At 39.5% G+C, this 16891-nt stretch carries 17 protein-coding genes; 6 read left to right on the top strand and 11 right to left on the bottom strand.

Annotated elements, in window-relative coordinates; genetic code table 11:
• Nucleotides 1–39 precede the first annotated feature (39 nt).
• From D0T87_RS13215 to D0T87_RS13245, 7 genes are all read right to left on the bottom strand, one after another.
• Nucleotides 40–705, bottom strand: a complete 666-nt coding sequence (locus D0T87_RS13215; protein WP_163175609.1) for a hypothetical protein — start codon at nucleotides 703–705, stop codon at nucleotides 40–42.
• 6 nt (nucleotides 706–711) lie between these two features.
• Nucleotides 712–879, bottom strand: coding sequence for a hypothetical protein (locus D0T87_RS13220; RefSeq protein ID WP_163175610.1), 168 nt, complete (start codon nucleotides 877–879; stop codon nucleotides 712–714).
• Between the two features lie 6 nt (nucleotides 880–885).
• Complete coding sequence (locus D0T87_RS13225; protein ID WP_163175611.1) at nucleotides 886–1341, bottom strand: phage tail protein; 456 nt, start codon at nucleotides 1339–1341, stop codon at nucleotides 886–888.
• 160 nt (nucleotides 1342–1501) lie between these two features.
• Nucleotides 1502–1954 carry a phage tail protein gene (locus tag D0T87_RS13230; RefSeq protein WP_163175612.1) on the bottom strand — a complete coding sequence of 151 codons (453 nt, stop codon included), beginning with the start codon at nucleotides 1952–1954 and terminating at the stop codon, nucleotides 1502–1504.
• A 156-nt stretch (nucleotides 1955–2110) separates the two neighbouring features.
• A complete protein-coding gene (locus D0T87_RS13235) occupies nucleotides 2111–3601 on the bottom strand; it encodes a phage tail sheath C-terminal domain-containing protein (protein ID WP_163175613.1) in 1491 nt (496 codons plus the stop codon).
• Between the two features lie 46 nt (nucleotides 3602–3647).
• Nucleotides 3648–4394, bottom strand: coding sequence for a hypothetical protein (locus D0T87_RS13240; RefSeq protein ID WP_163175614.1), 747 nt, complete (start codon nucleotides 4392–4394; stop codon nucleotides 3648–3650).
• A 31-nt stretch (nucleotides 4395–4425) separates the two neighbouring features.
• Entirely contained in the window at nucleotides 4426–4965 is a 540-nt protein-coding gene (locus tag D0T87_RS13245) for a Pvc16 family protein (protein WP_163175615.1), read from the bottom strand.
• Between the two features lie 599 nt (nucleotides 4966–5564).
• Here D0T87_RS13245 and D0T87_RS13250 point away from each other — a divergent pair.
• A complete protein-coding gene (locus tag D0T87_RS13250; protein ID WP_163175616.1) occupies nucleotides 5565–5807 on the top strand; it encodes a GlsB/YeaQ/YmgE family stress response membrane protein in 243 nt (80 codons plus the stop codon).
• A 27-nt stretch (nucleotides 5808–5834) separates the two neighbouring features.
• Entirely contained in the window at nucleotides 5835–6101 is a 267-nt protein-coding gene (locus D0T87_RS13255) for a hypothetical protein (RefSeq protein WP_163175617.1), read from the top strand.
• An 819-nt stretch (nucleotides 6102–6920) separates the two neighbouring features.
• Here the strand turns inward: D0T87_RS13255 and D0T87_RS13260 are convergent.
• The 4 genes from D0T87_RS13260 to D0T87_RS13275 form a co-directional block, all read right to left on the bottom strand.
• Nucleotides 6921–8795, bottom strand: a complete 1875-nt coding sequence (locus tag D0T87_RS13260) for a choice-of-anchor J domain-containing protein (protein WP_163175618.1) — start codon at nucleotides 8793–8795, stop codon at nucleotides 6921–6923.
• Nucleotides 8796–8814: 19 nt separating this feature from the next.
• Nucleotides 8815–11610 (bottom strand): TonB-dependent receptor, encoded by a 2796-nt coding sequence (locus D0T87_RS13265; RefSeq protein WP_163175619.1) that lies wholly within the window; start codon nucleotides 11608–11610, stop codon nucleotides 8815–8817.
• 177 nt (nucleotides 11611–11787) lie between these two features.
• Nucleotides 11788–12396 (bottom strand): LuxR C-terminal-related transcriptional regulator, encoded by a 609-nt coding sequence (locus D0T87_RS13270; RefSeq protein ID WP_163175620.1) that lies wholly within the window; start codon nucleotides 12394–12396, stop codon nucleotides 11788–11790.
• Nucleotides 12386–13090 carry a hemerythrin domain-containing protein gene (locus D0T87_RS13275; protein WP_163175621.1) on the bottom strand — a complete coding sequence of 235 codons (705 nt, stop codon included), beginning with the start codon at nucleotides 13088–13090 and terminating at the stop codon, nucleotides 12386–12388. Before D0T87_RS13275 ends, D0T87_RS13270 begins: the two co-directional genes overlap by 11 nt.
• Nucleotides 13091–13293: 203 nt before the next feature.
• Between D0T87_RS13275 and fldA the strand changes: the two genes are divergently transcribed.
• The 4 genes from fldA to D0T87_RS13295 all read left to right on the top strand — a co-directional run bounded on the left by fldA (nucleotide 13294) and on the right by D0T87_RS13295 (nucleotide 16887).
• The gene (gene fldA / locus D0T87_RS13280) at nucleotides 13294–13800 is read left to right on the top strand and encodes a flavodoxin FldA (RefSeq protein WP_163175622.1); all 507 of its coding nucleotides are present in this window, start codon (nucleotides 13294–13296) and stop codon (nucleotides 13798–13800) included.
• Nucleotides 13801–13807: 7 nt separating this feature from the next.
• A complete protein-coding gene (locus D0T87_RS13285) occupies nucleotides 13808–14221 on the top strand; it encodes a DUF2023 family protein (RefSeq protein ID WP_163175623.1) in 414 nt (137 codons plus the stop codon).
• Nucleotides 14222–14422: 201 nt separating this feature from the next.
• Entirely contained in the window at nucleotides 14423–15727 is a 1305-nt protein-coding gene (locus tag D0T87_RS13290; protein WP_163175624.1) for a hypothetical protein, read from the top strand.
• A gap of 32 nt (nucleotides 15728–15759) precedes the next feature.
• Nucleotides 15760–16887: an imelysin family protein gene (locus D0T87_RS13295; RefSeq protein ID WP_163175625.1), complete on the top strand. Its 1128-nt coding sequence runs from the start codon at nucleotides 15760–15762 to the stop codon at nucleotides 16885–16887.
• Nucleotides 16888–16891: the final 4 nt, after the last annotated feature.

Raw genomic sequence — 16891 nt, forward strand, 5'->3', positions numbered from 1 at the left:
TGCGATTATGGTTCTGCATAGTTAATTCATAATTTCAAATTATGCATTAGCCAATGGAGGGAAGAGCAAACGGGTACCGGGTGCTATATCTCTGATTCCGGTCAATCCATTAATCCGGGCTACCTCCATGCAGTAGGCTGCACTATTATACACTTCTTTGCATAGCCAGGGAAGCGTATCTCCTGCCTTTACGGTTATAATGTGCGATAAATCCGGTGAATTACTATTCTCCTCTCGCTTCTGGGTTTTTGGAGTTTTATAGGCTATGATATTGAGCGTAACCTCCGCACGTAAGGGCATTCCTGCAGGTGAAAACAGTTTATATTCCACTTCAAGGTCCTTCACCCTTCCCCGAAAGTCCAATACCCCCCAGGTTACTTTTACATAAGGCGTTTCATGAGCTTTCCCAACATATTTGTATACTGTAGCTTCAAGTTGTTTGATCATGCCTTGCAGGTTCTTTCCTCCTGTTCGTGGCACTACACCTGTAGTATCCAGCACAAATTTCAGATTCAGCGTTCCGTCATTATAGCCTTGATAGGTCGGAGCGTTCACTCCGTTCATGTCTTCTACATTATGATAACTTACAGACTGTTTTCTTCCGTATGTCGTAGGGTTAATCATGGCGGTAAACTTCTTGTTCGTCGGTATAGTACATTCGCCATCCTCATAACCTATGATAGTTAATTTCTCTAACGCACCCATACGCTATCACCTGTTTTTACCTCGTTTAGCATCACGAGGCCAGGACTCTTCATCCTGTAGTTCTACTTTCACCTGCTCTTTTATCCGACGTATCAGATTTTCATCCACAGGAACTTGCTTAACGCTTTTTTCCACTGTGGTTTTTACTATTATTTCTTTAACGACTATAGCCATGGGGATTTATAATTTTCGTTCAATCGTATTAAAAGCAAATTCAATACTCTCAATAGCCAGTTCATTTTTTTTGGAATCAAACTTCTCCAATTCCCATTTCACCGGATATAGATTTGTCAGATACCACCCGGCGATCTTGTCTCCCTTATGATCCAAAAGCGAAACAAATGCGCTGGCGGTTTCAATCGGTTTTGTAAAATCACCTTCCAGTACATCTCTTACCCAACGGGCTAATGGGCTTTCTTTCAGCGAGTACAACGCACGCTTACAAACCAGGTTCCCATGTTTCCTCCGTTTGGGAAGCTGATGCTTGAACCGGGATTCTCCCCCTTCTTCCACTTCCTCTACCTCCATAGATTCCGAAAGACCGGAGATTTCTTTAAAGGCCATATCAAAAACACCGGAGGCTTTACTAAACTCTATCTTAAAATAGAATGATACGGGTGGGTTCCATTGTGCCATATTTACAATTTAACGATTTACAATTTATGATTGGAATTACTTGTTTGTTTACGACTTTTCATCTACGCTTTACGATTGAAATAACCTTATCTATTGTAACTTAAAAGAACATAACTTAGTTATTCCAATCGTAAATTGTAAATCGTCTAATCGTAAATTCTTATCCGTTCTCTATTGTTACCCCTTCATGTGCAAGGTCGAGTTGTTCAACAGCCGGATCATTACCGTCGGATTTCAGGCTTACCCCTGTTATTTTGGTTGGCCATGCATTGGCTAGTTTCCAAACCATTGTAGGGTTACCTTCTTCGTCCAGCAAGCTGATCGTAACCGCTCTTCTTTTGATAGTGTTCAATTTGATTTCATTGAACCAGTCAAAGAATTTATTATCCGATTTAAACACACCCTTTTTCAGGCTAACATTACTTGACTTCTTTAGTCCCGGCATCTTGATTGTTGAAAAAGCAGGGCTATTCCCATGCCTGTATTCAATAACCTGTGCTTCGAGATCCAACCCTGAGACTTCTTTAAAAGACATCTCACCTAAGTCCTCGACTTCTACTTTAAAATAAAACGCGGGCAAAGGCCATACATTATCTTGTGCTTCTCCAGCCATAATATTTAAATTTTGAATTTATAATCTTGAATTTATTTAAGTTCACCACAGAGTTTCACAGAGTTCTTATTATTCTGTAAACCAATATCCAATACTAGCTAAACCTTACAACACTCCTATTGCGCAGCGCGGCTGGCCGCCACTGGCCGTCGTGCCTCACGACTTCTGCATTTGTTGTTGGAAGGTGATTTCGATGAACTCGGCAGGTCTTGTGATGGCTACAAGAACGGTTATGCGTAAGATACCTTCGAGTATATCTTCCGGCGTCATCGTCTCTCCCAATCCTACATGTACGCTGAATGCGTCATCTGGGGTAGATCCTGCCAGACCGCCGCGTTTCCATACACCATTCAGGAAGTTTTGTATCATGCTTTTGATATTGACCCATGTACCTGCTACGTTCGGATCAAAGACATATGCCCGTGTAGCGTTCTTCACAGATTCTTCCAGCATGATCATGGTGCGGCGTACGTTTATATATCGCCAGTCGAGAGAGTTTCCGTCTAGTGTACGGGCACCCCACACTTTGATACCTTCGCCTACAAACGAGCGGATTGCATTTACAGCTTTCCCCGATAGGGGTACGTTCAAGTCTTCCTGATCATCGGATGTGATGTTCACTGCCGGAGAAATGACAGAGTTCACCGATACATTTGCCGGTGCCTTCCATACGCCTTTCGTATTATCTACCATTGTATAGATACCCGCCATAGCGGCCGATGGAGGTAACTGGTTCAATAGTCGTTTCGCCTCTTTGAGCAACGCCACATATGTTGGACATATTACAGCCAATGTTTTGTGAAGTGTACTCTTTCCAACTTCATCCAGTGATTCATCGGTAATCTTTTCGATTTCTTCCTTCACAAGCGCCTGTTTCGTTTCATCATAGAGCTTCAGATCTTCTTCCAACAGAGCCTTCAGCGCTTCCTTGTCAAAGTTCAGATACGATAAATCCCGATCCTGGACAATAGATGTATTCAACCAGGGATAATAAACTACTCCGAAGTCCAGGAACTCCGCACCAATCTTTTCGCGGAATGTATTCACTACATCACCGCCATCCCTGCGATCTTTATAACCATCAAAAACATCGAGGATAGCTACACGATTGCGCATCTTATATCCACAATGGCTCAATATGGCCGTCTGTACGCTATAGCACAAATCCACATCGGGGATGTTCACCGATTCCGGCGCCAATACCATAGTGGGTTCCTGTTCTTTCAGCAAGGTTTCTACGCCTGCTTTCAATGCATCCGGACTGATACTATCTGCCGTATAATCACCTACGGAAACAATATAGCATGGTCCGCCGCCGTTAGCAAAAAACATCAGCATCTGATAGTAAAGTGTAAACTTCACATTGGTCTGTCCCACTACGACCTTCTTGTCACCGGCAATAATTGCCTGTTGTCCCTCTTCAGCATCCGTTATGCCAAATTGGGGGATGGGAGCACCACCAAAGAAAGAGTGAAACTCTGCCATCGAGGTCAACCGGAAAGGTTTATTCAACAGCGACTCATTTCCGTTCAGGGCTTTTTCGGTATAACCGATAAAAGCGGGCACAGCAGTAGCCACTTCCACCGCGGAATTGGGGAAAGCGCTTTTTTCCACGATGTACACACCCGGAGTTTTCATTGTTGCCATAAGCAATTGTAGATTTTAGAATTAATATTGAGGTTAATTAAAAGATTTAAACGTAAGCCACCGCGCGAAGCATGCCGGGTGGTGCATCAATAAACATGCCGATTTCCGGATAGGAGAGCCTTCTTATAATTACTCTCCGGTTCGTACCAAAGAGTTCCAGTAATTGCAGTTTCAGGTTGGGCGACTCGAGGAGGGGGTATTTCTCTGCCGATTGAAAGCGAACTCCCTGATGCCCCATATACTCTATCTTTTCTTCCGGTAAGAACTCCATCTTCCGTTCCATATCCTCTACCAGTAATTTCTTATCTATCTGTTCGTTACGAAACAAAAAGATATATTCCAAATAACGCTCAGGAGCCTGAAAGTGCAATTCATTATAACGTTCTGCATGAATTTGTTGGGCTTGGAATTTCAAAGAAATTCGTGCGATTACTCCTGGCGATGCTTTTATCATTGGACATCCTTCGACGGGGAAAATATAGGTAATGCCTTCCGTACCACTCATCTCTATCTGCGGGCACTCTGCTTTCATTGTTGCATTATCTGTGACGTAATGGAACTTCTGATCTCCACAGTACAACTCAAAATCAAATACATCTTTTTCATCCAGGCGGATGTCTTCAACTGCTATGATTGCCCAGCCATCTACATCCATTTTTCTAAAGAGGACTCCCCGCTTACGCAGCAGGACGGCCGTTTGCGGAGTGGGCTTCAATTCAAAATATCGGCATGCTCCACCATGATAATAGCTATGCGCAATTTTTATACGCCAGATTACAGAGAATTTCTCCATATCATAGAGTTGTATGTTGTTTATTTGTCTCTTATTCTACGGATGTATCCGTGCTTCTGAAATCGCTAACCGTCCGACTCATTTCATTTGCACTGAACGTCAGCCTTCGTATTTTGCAAACCACCGAGGGGTAATAATGTCCACCTATTCCGGACCATATATTACTCAAATCCTGCCATGATGTATTCATCAACTCCACGGTAAACCGGCCTTCGGGTTGAACGATGAAATAAGGGTTGGCCTGTACAAAGGCTATGGCCTGGGTCAATATAGATAGTGATTCGCGATACCTTTTAGGGGGAAATATGGCTGCAATAACAACATGTAAGTTCATGTATATGGGTGGTAAAGAAAGTCCATAAGTTTTTCCTGTTCCCATTTTCACTGCTGTACTCATGCCCTGTACGTTTTCCCGTTCCATGCCGAGCAAAGATATTACCAGTTTTGCTGGTTCTTCTTCACCCTGGAATCCAATGGGGGCTACCTCCACTAATCCTTCGGGTTGATGAAAAAATGAACCAAGGTATTGTTCCATTTGCAGGGAATATGTATTTAGTATACGGTCAATCATTGGTTCATAGTATTAGTTTTGCTTTATTACAAAGAAAAATAAATGAATCTTAAAATCCAAATATTAATGTAAATAAAATATTAATATTTTTCTCTTATAGTATTAATATCCTCATTTGCTTATGTTTAAATGAAGATAAAACAAATGATACAAATTATATATTGTGATATTCCATAATACACATTTGAATTATAATAAAAGCATGAAAGTAGATTAATTCTAAATACCAATCAATTTACATCATTATATCAACACACATCTGCTTACTCAATAAGATCATTACATTTCCGTATATAAACAAGAAACAATTAAATCGGTCATTTAAAGGTAAATATTATCTAAAACAACGGTTAATGTGCATAATCGGTAAAGAAGATACTCAGGTCATAATAAGAAAAACATCTCTTAGAAAAAAGTTTTTATACCTGCCAGACAGTCTTTGAAAAGAAAAAAAGCGTTTTTCTATATAGATTTCTGTTAAAACACAGAACAAAATAAATCGACAAGTGTTTCATTATTAAAATCAGCCGGGATAAACAGGATGTATCGTAAAAGCAGCAGTCTGATTTTGAATATTTTTTAATTTAAACCTTAACATTATGGGAATTATATGGTCAATCATCATCGGTGTACTGGCAGGAGCCATTGCCGGATGGTTAATGAAAGGAAGTGGTTTTGGATTTCTTATCAACCTCTTGGTTGGTTTGGTAGGTAGTGTACTTGGCGGATGGGTTTATGGTCTGCTTGGTATTACAACAGGTGGCGTTCTTGGAACATTGGTTATGTCGGTTATTGGCGCCGTCTTACTCTTATGGATTGTATCACTTTTCCGAAGAGCATAGTTATTAACAATTTAAATAAACCAAATTATGAAAAAGTTATTGATAGGCGTCGTAGCAGGCGCAGCTGGTATCGCAGCAGGATATTGCATCCGTAAAGCACAAGAAGAACATAAATTCGACCCCATCATTGATCGAGCAAACCAACTGGCGGCTCAGGCCAAGAAAAAGGCTAAAGATATAGCCGATCTGGCACAGAATGAAGCAGAGTACCTCAAAGACCGTGCAGAACATCTTATCGGCAGAGAGAAATCTAAACTAACTGCTGCCACTAACAATAAGGTACAGAAGAAATAGTCTCGAAGCAGGACGACTAAGGCAACGCGTCATTGCTCCCTAAGTTTAAAATGCCGGGGCTCTTGCAGCCCTATTCTATATATAGCCAAGCCGGGATGCTCTTAAAAAGGGTACTCCGGCTTCTTTTTTGCTAGAAATTACTAAATCGGATCAATATTAAAAGTCGGTGTGGGTGTTGTTTCGGGGCAATCCTAAAACCGGATCGAATGATCAATATGCATTCGATTATTCAAAATCACACTCAAAAAGATACCATTTTTCAGACTTTGCTTACATGCACATTTCTTAAAATCGTTCAATAAAATATTAAAACCAGGTTTCAAGCATGCTTTTCTATCATATTATTAATGATTGGAGTTACTTCAGCGCAATAATCTATACATTTGAGCCGCGTATTATCGACAGCACGCGGCTCAAGTTTCGAGAGCGCGCGGCTCAAGTTTCGACATCCGAGCGCTTGACTGCCGACAGTGCGCGGCTCAACTGTTCAGCGTATTTCATTTTATAGTTTTTCATTCTCTGGTTGATTGATTTTAAACGAAAGAATTGAAACACACATTTGCTATATTATTTATATTTTTCGCTTCTCTTTGTCATGCGATTCGCAAATTTAGCACCACTTCACTTACAAACTCTACATAAATACGTCTTTTTATTTTTCATCAACACGGTTCTTTTATCGTTTTCTTTTTCCTTCTGCCGCACGTCCGGAATTTACGATTTAGGGCATAGTAGAATATCAAATTGTCATTTTGACAAAGAAAAAAGGCTACCCTTGCAAAATGCAGAGTAGCCTTTTTCTCTATGCCATATATTGGATTATTCCACCTTCTTCACTGAATCTTTAATATATTCAAACTGAGCTTTTCCTGTAACAAGATACTTAATTGTATATGGATCTGTTGTTGTACCATTGTAAATCGAGAAATTTATAGTATAAACGACTTCTACTCCTGCAACTGCATCGGCATCAGCATACAATACTTTCAATGCATGCGGGAATGACTCTGGCAGACGTTCAAACATTAATGTTTGTAACTGTTCTTCAGTCTCATTTGCATAATATGGTTTCCATGCAGACACACGGAAGTCAAAGTTATTATTATAAGCAGAACCACCGTAATAATAATCATTATTACCATAAGAAGTCACATAACTAGGATGATTTTCTTTTACCCAGTCAGTAATAGTCTGATAGAAGAGAGCTGTTTCCGTATCACTTTTAGAAGTAGACAAAGTAATAACCGTACTTGGGTCAAATTTCCATGTTCCGTCTGCATAAGCAAATTGACTCATGGCAGCTTCTCTCACAAATTGGCCATTTTTGTATTCATACTTATCTGCTCTGATAGTAGTAACACTTGAACTGAAGTATTTATAAACTACAATCTTTACATCTCCCTCTAACGCGTAAGGATATTTACGTTTCAGGAAAGTCGGCAAATAATTATCTGGATTCAATGAGCTACTAAAATCATCATATCTACCACCCATTTCCACAATATCAGCCTGACCCAGCATGATTACATTGCTCTCAGCATAAAGAGCCCAGCCAGCACCATTGTATGTATATAGCGTATTCACTGTGGAATAGGTATTTTTACCTGGCGTGCTTATAATAACATTATCCAAACGATATGTTGAAGTTGCACCAGTTGTACTGTCACCCTGGTAACGGAATGCTACACGTATTTTTTTGCCTACATAACTTGATAAGCTTGTACTACCAGCATTCGACGCATCAATAGAACCGCTGGTTGCAGTAGGAACTTTAAATTCATCAGTCACGTCATCCCATTTAGCAGCTGCTATCCCTTCTGGCGTGGCATCGGAAAGGTCTGTAGTAATAAGTACAGAAACTCGTCCTCCGATTTCATTATGATAGGCGTAAGCTGCATCAAACGTTAAAGACATTCCGCTTTCTACGGTAATTTCTTTAGAGATCAGATATGAATCTAAAACTCCATCAGAATGTGCATTGGCACTCTGTTGAGCATATTTACCGTTATAAGATTTTGTTTGCCATTTAAATTTTCCTTTTACTGTAATATTCAACCAGTTTTCCGATTCAATATTTGTATTTGCTGTTCCGGCCTCAAAATCTTCATTAAAAGCATAAGTTACATCCGCAGGTTCTTTTTCAGAAACATTGTAAGAAGCAGCAACGATGTCACCTTCTACCGCATCCTTCATATTATCGTTTAAAATTGCCACAAGATAATCAGCCGCAGGTTTGGAAGGAGTGAAAAAGTTCAACTTACTATCCGCACCCCAAGCTAATTGATAATCAGAGGCTGACAGTTTATATATCGTTGTAGCATTCAGATCAGGCATATAATCTTTTATATCACCTCTATAATCATAAGCCACTTTAACAACCGATCCGTCATCTGCCGCAATATATTTACCCAACAAAAAAGCAGGGATATATTTTTTAGGATCAAGCGCTCCTGTAAAGTACTTATCTGTAGCCAGATTTTTCAGTTGCGTGCTGACACCTTCGGCCGCAGCCATAGCAATATTTGCTTTATTATCAGCTATCGTTTTATAGTCACCCTCAAGTAAAGTGTATTGTTTGGAAAATACATCTTTGGGCTGGCTCATCTCATCCAGTCCATCAAAATATTTATCATTATAATCACAACCAAAAAGCAACAATAAAGCTGAAATTGATATGAATAGACTCTTTTTCATTTTTTATTAATTGTTAGGGTTAGAAGCTAAGTTTAAGTCTCACATTAAATGTACGGCCAAATCCATAGAAAACATTATAAGCTGTTTTCCAATCATGGTTACCGCCATCAGTAGCGTCAGAAATATATTCCTGATCAAACAAATTATTCACGTTACCCGAAATAACAGCTTTCATATTTCCCATTTTAAACCGATAGCTTGCAAACAAATCGAAAGTATTTGCCGAAGGTATGCGCCAGGGAGATTCGTATACTTTCAGTCCACCTATGGTCAAATCACTGGAACTAAACGAGAAGTCCGAATAATTACGCCCAAAGAAATTCCAATCTAAACCTACACGAATCGCTTTACTAATACTTGCATTCGCACCTAATGCGGCTGTAGTTTGTGCAGAGCCGCCTACTTTTACATCCTTAAGGTCGAGTTCCATTGTTCCCGGTTCCAAACCATTTTGTACGGCATTTACAACGATTAATTTATCTTTATTCTCATCATCTTTTATCTTCGCATTATTTACGATTTGACCATTAACCATGAAATTACCGGAAGCATTGCTATCCCATCGCCAGTCGCCAATAGAGAACATACCTGTAATTTCCAGCCAGTGAAGTGGCTTAGCAACAAAATCCAACTCAATACCTTTATGCAATGCATTAACACCTTGCATATTAATAACCGCTCTTGTGGATGAGAGTTTGCTTGCATCATATGGTTCACTTATAAGACCTTCATAGAAATTATTAATATCTGTCGAACGACTCATTGTCTTATCAATCCATTTGGTAAAATACGCATTTACATTTGCAGTAAAGAAGCGTGAATGATACCCATAACCTAATTCAAAAGAGAAAACTTTTTCATTTACCGCATCCGGGTTTACAGCATTACTTACCTGATTGTTTAGGAATACACCACCAGAAGCAAAAGGAGCACGGCTAATGTAACCTACATTTGCAAATATATTATGCGTTTCGGTTAAATTATAGTTTAACCCACCTTTCAAGTTCCAGCCGATGAAATTCTCTGTGTCTGATTTTGCATGATCTTTGTCATAATAGAAACGGTCATAACGCCAGTAGCTGGTATTTGAAACAGCTCCCGATACAAAAGCGCTGATTTTATCTCTGTTATATTCTCCTTGTGCAAAAACGCCTTCAGAAACCACATATCCATCATAGTCGCGATATACAACATCACCTACTTTCAATTTCTGATTTACAAAACTATTACCTGCTACCGCCGCCGAATTATTAGAAGCCAAAACGTTTTTTCTTGAATCAGAGTCAATATAGTATTCGCCTCCATAAAGGTCTATCAGCTCATTTGTATGTATCCCTTTATAATAACGGAAGTCTACACCACCATAAAAATCAATATATTCACCGAATTTTGTAGTGTAGGTTGAAAGCAATCCATACCAGTTGTGAGAATTCACCGACTTAGACATAGCCATAACAGATCCTGATTCACTTGCCTGGTTTAATTCATAAATTTCATCATAAGCAAATGTTCCGTCAGATTTACGAAATGTCATATTCAAGCTACCTTTATTACTACCATACCAATTATTACGATCAGCAGATGTTCTTCCTTGTCCGGCATAGCCATATCCACGTCCGATTGAAACATACAATGCAGTACTTAAACTGGATTTATCATTGATTTGCCATAAATGGTTTAATGAGATTTGTGGTTTGTTATAAACATTACGCGCAGACATTTTTCTTTCACCATTAGGACCAAAACCATAGCTAGCGTTATACCTATAGGGACTTTCTCCATTCATATAATCATTGGCTACCGTTTGCCAACCTTCTATCGTCAAACCATCGTATTTGTTTCGCTGATTATGCCATTGAGGTGCACCGAAAGCTGTTAAGGATAACTGATGATTATCATTAATACGTTTAGCTATATTTAAAAACCATACATAACTTTCAAAATCAGCTCCCTGTATATATCCATCTCCCCAGGTTTTGCTTCCCAGAAGGGACATAGCCCAACCTTTTTCAGACAAACCTGTAGATACATTAAACGATATTTTATTGTACCCATCATTGCCCATTGCATAAGATACGGATCCGCCCTTTTGTGCCTCTATTGAATTCGTAATAATATTAATAGAACCACCTACAGATGGTGCAGAAACTTTAGAAGCTCCCAGACCACGTTGAACCTGGAAACTACGAGTAACATCAGAAAGCGACCAATTAGACCAATAAACGCCTCCCCATTCCATATCATTCATGGGTACACCATTTATCATCATGGCCACATTTTCAGATTTAAATCCACGTACTCTAACATCTGAATCTCCGAATCCCCCACCGCCTTTAATGGCATATATACCTGGCGTGGACTTCAATATTTCCGGAAACTCCTGTGTTCCCAATTTTTCTTCAATAAATACCGGAGTAATAGTAGAAACCGCTACCGGAGTTTTACGCGCCACAGCAATGGAAGACGTAATGGTTACATCGTCCAATGCAAATGCATCCGACTCTAACATAATAACACCTAAGTTTACTGAACGGTCTGATGAATTTCTCAAAGTAACTTTCTTCTTTACATCTTTATATCCAAGATACGTAATAGAGATTGTTGCGTTAGCAGCTACATTCAATGTAAAATTACCATCCATATCGGTAACAACTCCCTGAGGTGCGCCAACCACTGTAACCGCAGCACCAATCATTGGTTCACTATTATCCGCATCTACAACCTGACCTTTCACAGTAACCTGTGCATGAGCTGTAGTGACAGAAAATACTGTAAACAAGGTAAATAGCAGAAAATGAATTAGATTTTTTCCCATAATTTTTGTTTTGTTTTTAATAAAAATTATCGTTTTTTACAATTAGCGATACAAATATATCAATAAAAGCTAAAAAGCAATTCATTTTTACTGAAATACTTTTTAGCTTTAAAAACTATTTGTCACTTACTTCGCAGAAAATCAGCTTCCTGCAAAACATAAACATAAAATACTAATTCATAACCCCTTCACATCGCTCAGCTCTACCAACTTATTCACAATAGCATAAATGGTTAAACCAGAGGCACTATGTATCTGCAATTTACGGCTTATATTCCGGCGATGGGTAATAACAGTATGAATAGATAAGAATAGTTTCTCGGCAATTTCTTTATTTGTCATTCCTTTCACTACACAAATCACGATTTCTTTTTCACGCAGGCTTAACGATTCGGAACTATCCTCCTCTTCCTCCGGCTCTATATTCTGCAAACGACTAATCTTTTCCGAAATCACATCCAAATCGTCAAATATAGAAATAGAATCATCATACTTACTTAAAAGAGTAGAGTCTATAAACGAACTGATCAGAGCCACAATACGTACTCCTTTTCCTAATGGATCACTCTTAAAGCGATTCACATCAAAGAAATCACCAAATGTTGGATTTACAAATAGAATATGTGGAGGTTGCGTACGTAAACAATCACCCAAAGCATCGGGTGAAGCCAATTCAATTGGCAAGATTTTAAGATTAGGAAGGCGTTTCAAAGCATAGCTCACTCCGCTACGGATAATAACCGAAGCTTCGGCTACGCCAATGCGTATTATTTCGTTATTTTTCATTTTCTATCAGTCTCTTTTCGAGTTTGAGAATTGCGGGAACAAAAAGGTAATCTTCTACTTTGCAATGCGAGTCCAATCCCTCCTCACAAGCGTATATATCAAACAGCGCAGCATTCAACATGCTCTTGTTCGCTTTGTCCGGACAATACTTTATGAGTATATTCTTCAACTCCGTCAGCCTTTCACTGATACTATCATGATGTTTGGAGAATGTACTGATCTGATAGTTCTTCGGACGCTTACCAGCCAGTAGATCATCTACATACTTAAATACTGTTTTTTCTTCATATTCCATATGCTTCCTTACTTCCTTCATATATTCATCAAAGAACTTTAGAATCAGGAAAGAAACATCATCTTCAGAACAATCAATCGCATAAATCAACTTACGACGAATGCCCGGCAAACAAAAGTCCAGGAAATAAATATGTGCCTGACGCAGATAATCTACCAACGCAGGAATTGATATTTCACGTCCTCCTTCATCCATTCGGGAATACCCTTCGGCCATAAAGTTAACGACTGCCAGAAAAGTCGGGCAATCTACCTTATTCATCTCGCAAACCTCTCTGACCGTCTTGTCACCAAAACCAAGAGAAAGCCCAAATCGACTCATAACCTGCAAGAGGTTATAATTATCACTAATAAGATCAATCATCTTATCAGTTGGTTTATATTTTTGATTTTCAGCCATTTTATACCTTATTATAATAATAGAATGCAAAATAACACAATATTTCGGTTTCTCACAATAACCATAAGTAGGTATTCGCCTACCCATTTATAGTTCACTATTTATAATGGTACAACACACCTAATATCACCACAAATAGGGATTTCAATATATTCTATTAGAAGGTATCTTTGCACCACTAACAATTAAAACAAAATTAAAGTATGAATAAGATTGGAGTATTTTATGGTTCCACCACCGGAACAACCGAAGATGTAGCACGTAGAATCGCAGAAAAACTGGACGTAGCAAGTGCTGACATCCACGATGCATCATCTATTACTGAAGCAATCGTTGAAGGTTATGATGTATTGCTTATGGGAAGCTCTACCTGGGGTGACGGAGAATTGCAGGATGATTGGTACGATGCTATCAAGATCGTGAAGAAAGTAGATCTTTCGCACAAGTTCGTAGGCTTGTTCGGTTGCGGCGACTGTGAATCATACAGTGATACATTCTGCGATGCTATCGGTATTCTATATGAAGAATTAAAAAGCACCGGATGTACTTTCTGCGGCGCCGTTGCTACTTCTGATTATGAATTCGGATCTTCTATTGCAGTAGTTAATGGTAAATTCGTTGGTCTTCCATTAGATGAAGGAAACGAAGACGGAAAAACCGATGCCCGTATTGACAGCTGGGTAGAAGGTATCAAAAAAGAAATAAATTGAAAAGATAATGGCAATAAATAAAGTCGTTCCGGGCGAGTTGCGCATCTTTCTGAACCATATTTATGAATTCAAAAAGGGAATACGCAACATGGTGTTATACACTATGAGCAAGGATTACCAGGATTTTGCTGTAAGACGTTTAAAGAATCAGGGTATTAGTTTTCAAATACAAGAAGTAGGTACAAATAAAATCAATCTTTATTTTGGCAAACCTGAGTGCATAGAAGTAATATGCCACATCATTACACGTCCACTGAATCATATCACACCGGAAGAAGATTTTATATTAGGCGCTATGCTGGGATATGACATCCAACAACAATGCAAGCGCTATTGCCAAAAAAAAGCAGCAAGGTGCTGCACCCAGGTTCCTCTTCTTACAGAATCAACGGTTAACGTAAATCAAAGAAAAGGAGCTTAAGTTTTCTTTGCATAAGTTCGGGCGGGGTTACTTTCAAAAACGGAAGTAATCCCGTTTCATATACCATATTAACTAAAAACTGAATAAATAAACACACAAATAGCAAGAGATACTGATTTTTTAAGAGCATTTTAACCATTTATAGGTATTGTCCCCTCTGTTCTCTCCTTATAACTTTGCATCGTCAAAATTATAAAAAAAATGAAAAGATTAAAAAATGTGCTCATCCTTTGCTCTCTGGTAGCCTTTAGTAGTGTTTCGGCCCAGGAGCATTGTGATGAGTCAACAAAAAAAGAAGATAAAAAGGACGTACTTAACCGCCTATCCATAGGTGGGTATGGCGAAGTGGTACTCACCCGCAACTATTACAGTGATCAATGGCAACGCTATTCAAATGCCGAAAAGTACAAAGATGAAAAGAGTCACGGACGCTTCGACCTTCCACATGTAGTAATCAGCCTTGGTTATGACTTTGGAAAAGGATGGAGTTTCGGTAGCGAAATTGAGTTTGAACATGGCGGAACAGGAAGCGCAGTAGAAATTGAAGCAGAAGAAGCCGGCGAATATGAAACTGAGACAGAACGCGGTGGAGAGGTTGTCCTTGAACAGTTCTGGATTCAAAAAAGCTTCTCCAGGGCATTCAATATTCGCGCAGGACACATCATTGTTCCTGTAGGAATGACCAACCAGTATCACTTGCCAACAGAATTCTTCACCAACTATCGCCCGGAGGGGGAAAGTACTATCCTACCCTGTACATGGCATGAAACAGGTATAAGCTTTTGGGGGCGTACCAAAAACTGGCGATACGAAGTACAGTTCCTGGCAGGATTAGATGCCGATCGCTTTGATTCCGAAAATTTCATTAACGGTGGTTCTGGTAGCCCTTACGAGTTTAAAATTGCCAATACGTATGCCGGAGCATTCCGGCTGGACAACTATTCAATAAGGAACCTCCGACTGGCCGTAAGCGGATACTTCGGATATAGCTTCGATAATTCACTCACCAAAAACACCAAATACAAAGATTGCAAGGGTGAAGTAATGATTGGCTCATTCGACTTCCATTACAACTCACGCAATTTCATTGTCAGAGGGAACTTTGATTGGGCACACCTGAATGATTCGGAAGAAATTACGCAGTTCAACAAAAGTATGTCCAACGCCTCCCCTTCTCCCAAAATGGCAGTTGCCTCCGATGCAGTTGCAGCAGGGATAGAATTAGGTTACGATATTTTCACCCATGTTCCCAAAATGAATCAAGACGACCAGAAGTTATATCTCTTTGGACGCTATGAATACTACGACTCTATGGCTAAAGTAGAAAAGAATGTACTCGATCACGGTTGGTGCGGCAAACAACGCATGGCACTTGGAGTGAACTACTATCCGTTGAAAGAAGTGGTAGTCAAAGCCGAGTTCTCAAAACGCTTCTATAAAAGTCAGTACAACAACGAGCCCTCTGTATCACTGGGCATCGCTTATGCAGGATTTTTCACTAAATAAACTATATTATTCACACTAACTTAAAAACTTTTATGAAAAAGTTCTATAAATCAGTTTTAATGATGGCCGCCATCATTGCCTCTTTAGGCTTTATTTCTTGTAGCGATGACGACAATGATGTCGAATTAACCGAACAAGAAAAGGAACTACAAAAAATAAACGTTGCTTATGTAAACAACAATGTGATTGCGATTTACAAGACTCTGGCCACGGAGACTATTAAGCTACAGGAGGCCATTGAAGACCTTGAAAAAGATCCTACAGCCGAAAATATGAGTAAAGCGTGTACACTATGGAAATCGTCGCGCAAATATTGGGAATGGAGTGAAGCCTTTCTTTTCGGCGCTGCCAGCAAATACAACATCGACCCACACATTGATACCTGGCCACTTGATAAAACCGATTTAAACAACCTCTTAAATAATGATGCTATGATGACCAATATTGAGAAAACCATCGCAAACCTAGACAATGGTTTAGTGGGATATCATGGACTGGAATACATTATTTTCCGCGAAGGGCAAAATCGTCCGGTAGCAGGAATACCTGCAAAAGAATTAAAATATGCTGTTGCAGTAGCTCAAGACCTGGCTTTAAGTTGTTGCCGCCTCGAAGCTGCATGGGCAGGTATGGATAATGTTACAGCCGAAAAACAAGCAATTATTGAAGATGCTGAAATGGAACCGGAAGATAACTTCGGCGAACAAATGGAACTGGCAGGATTTGCAGGAAGCACATGGAAAACCGTAGCATCGGCAAGCGAACAGATCATCGACGGATGCAGAACAATCGTAGATGAAGTGGGCAACTCAAAAATTGGCGCTCCATATACAGGCGAAAACACCGATTACATCGAATCACCTCATGCGCACAATTCTATTCAAGACTTTTATGACAACATTACAGGTGTTCAATATGCCTTGTATGGCGAAATGGGCGCTACCTCACCCAAAGCATTGTCTATATTTGCATACATCAAGAGCGTAGATTCGAAGGTTGCAGATGAGCTACAAGCAGCACTGGAAAATTGTCTGGCTAAAATCAATGCAATGCCCAAGCCTTTCGTAAATAACTTTAGAGATGCTAAAGTAAAAGAAGCTATTGATGCTTGTAATGATCTTGATGGCATTCTGGAAAATGCCAAGGATGCATTAAAATAATAAA

Source organism: Bacteroides sp. 51 (genome assembly GCF_010500965.1).
Classification (GTDB): Bacteria; Bacteroidota; Bacteroidia; order Bacteroidales; family Bacteroidaceae; genus Bacteroides.

Excerpts from the sequence above, each read along its gene's own strand:
- D0T87_RS13215 (WP_163175609.1), bottom strand. The coding sequence starts at position 705 with ATGGGTGCGTTAGAGAAATTAACTATCATAGGTTATGAGGATGGCGAA.
- D0T87_RS13220 (WP_163175610.1), bottom strand. The coding sequence starts at position 879 with ATGGCTATAGTCGTTAAAGAAATAATAGTAAAAACCACAGTGGAAAAA.
- D0T87_RS13225 (WP_163175611.1), bottom strand. The coding sequence starts at position 1,341 with ATGGCACAATGGAACCCACCCGTATCATTCTATTTTAAGATAGAGTTT.
- D0T87_RS13230 (WP_163175612.1), bottom strand. The coding sequence starts at position 1,954 with ATGGCTGGAGAAGCACAAGATAATGTATGGCCTTTGCCCGCGTTTTAT.
- D0T87_RS13235 (WP_163175613.1), bottom strand. The coding sequence starts at position 3,601 with ATGGCAACAATGAAAACTCCGGGTGTGTACATCGTGGAAAAAAGCGCT.
- D0T87_RS13240 (WP_163175614.1), bottom strand. The coding sequence starts at position 4,394 with ATGGAGAAATTCTCTGTAATCTGGCGTATAAAAATTGCGCATAGCTAT.
- D0T87_RS13245 (WP_163175615.1), bottom strand. The coding sequence starts at position 4,965 with ATGATTGACCGTATACTAAATACATATTCCCTGCAAATGGAACAATAC.
- D0T87_RS13250 (WP_163175616.1), top strand. The coding sequence starts at position 5,565 with ATGGGAATTATATGGTCAATCATCATCGGTGTACTGGCAGGAGCCATT.
- D0T87_RS13255 (WP_163175617.1), top strand. The coding sequence starts at position 5,835 with ATGAAAAAGTTATTGATAGGCGTCGTAGCAGGCGCAGCTGGTATCGCA.
- D0T87_RS13260 (WP_163175618.1), bottom strand. The coding sequence starts at position 8,795 with ATGAAAAAGAGTCTATTCATATCAATTTCAGCTTTATTGTTGCTTTTT.
- D0T87_RS13265 (WP_163175619.1), bottom strand. The coding sequence starts at position 11,610 with ATGGGAAAAAATCTAATTCATTTTCTGCTATTTACCTTGTTTACAGTA.
- D0T87_RS13270 (WP_163175620.1), bottom strand. The coding sequence starts at position 12,396 with ATGAAAAATAACGAAATAATACGCATTGGCGTAGCCGAAGCTTCGGTT.
- D0T87_RS13275 (WP_163175621.1), bottom strand. The coding sequence starts at position 13,090 with ATGGCTGAAAATCAAAAATATAAACCAACTGATAAGATGATTGATCTT.
- fldA (WP_163175622.1), top strand. The coding sequence starts at position 13,294 with ATGAATAAGATTGGAGTATTTTATGGTTCCACCACCGGAACAACCGAA.
- D0T87_RS13285 (WP_163175623.1), top strand. The coding sequence starts at position 13,808 with ATGGCAATAAATAAAGTCGTTCCGGGCGAGTTGCGCATCTTTCTGAAC.
- D0T87_RS13290 (WP_163175624.1), top strand. The coding sequence starts at position 14,423 with ATGAAAAGATTAAAAAATGTGCTCATCCTTTGCTCTCTGGTAGCCTTT.
- D0T87_RS13295 (WP_163175625.1), top strand. The coding sequence starts at position 15,760 with ATGAAAAAGTTCTATAAATCAGTTTTAATGATGGCCGCCATCATTGCC.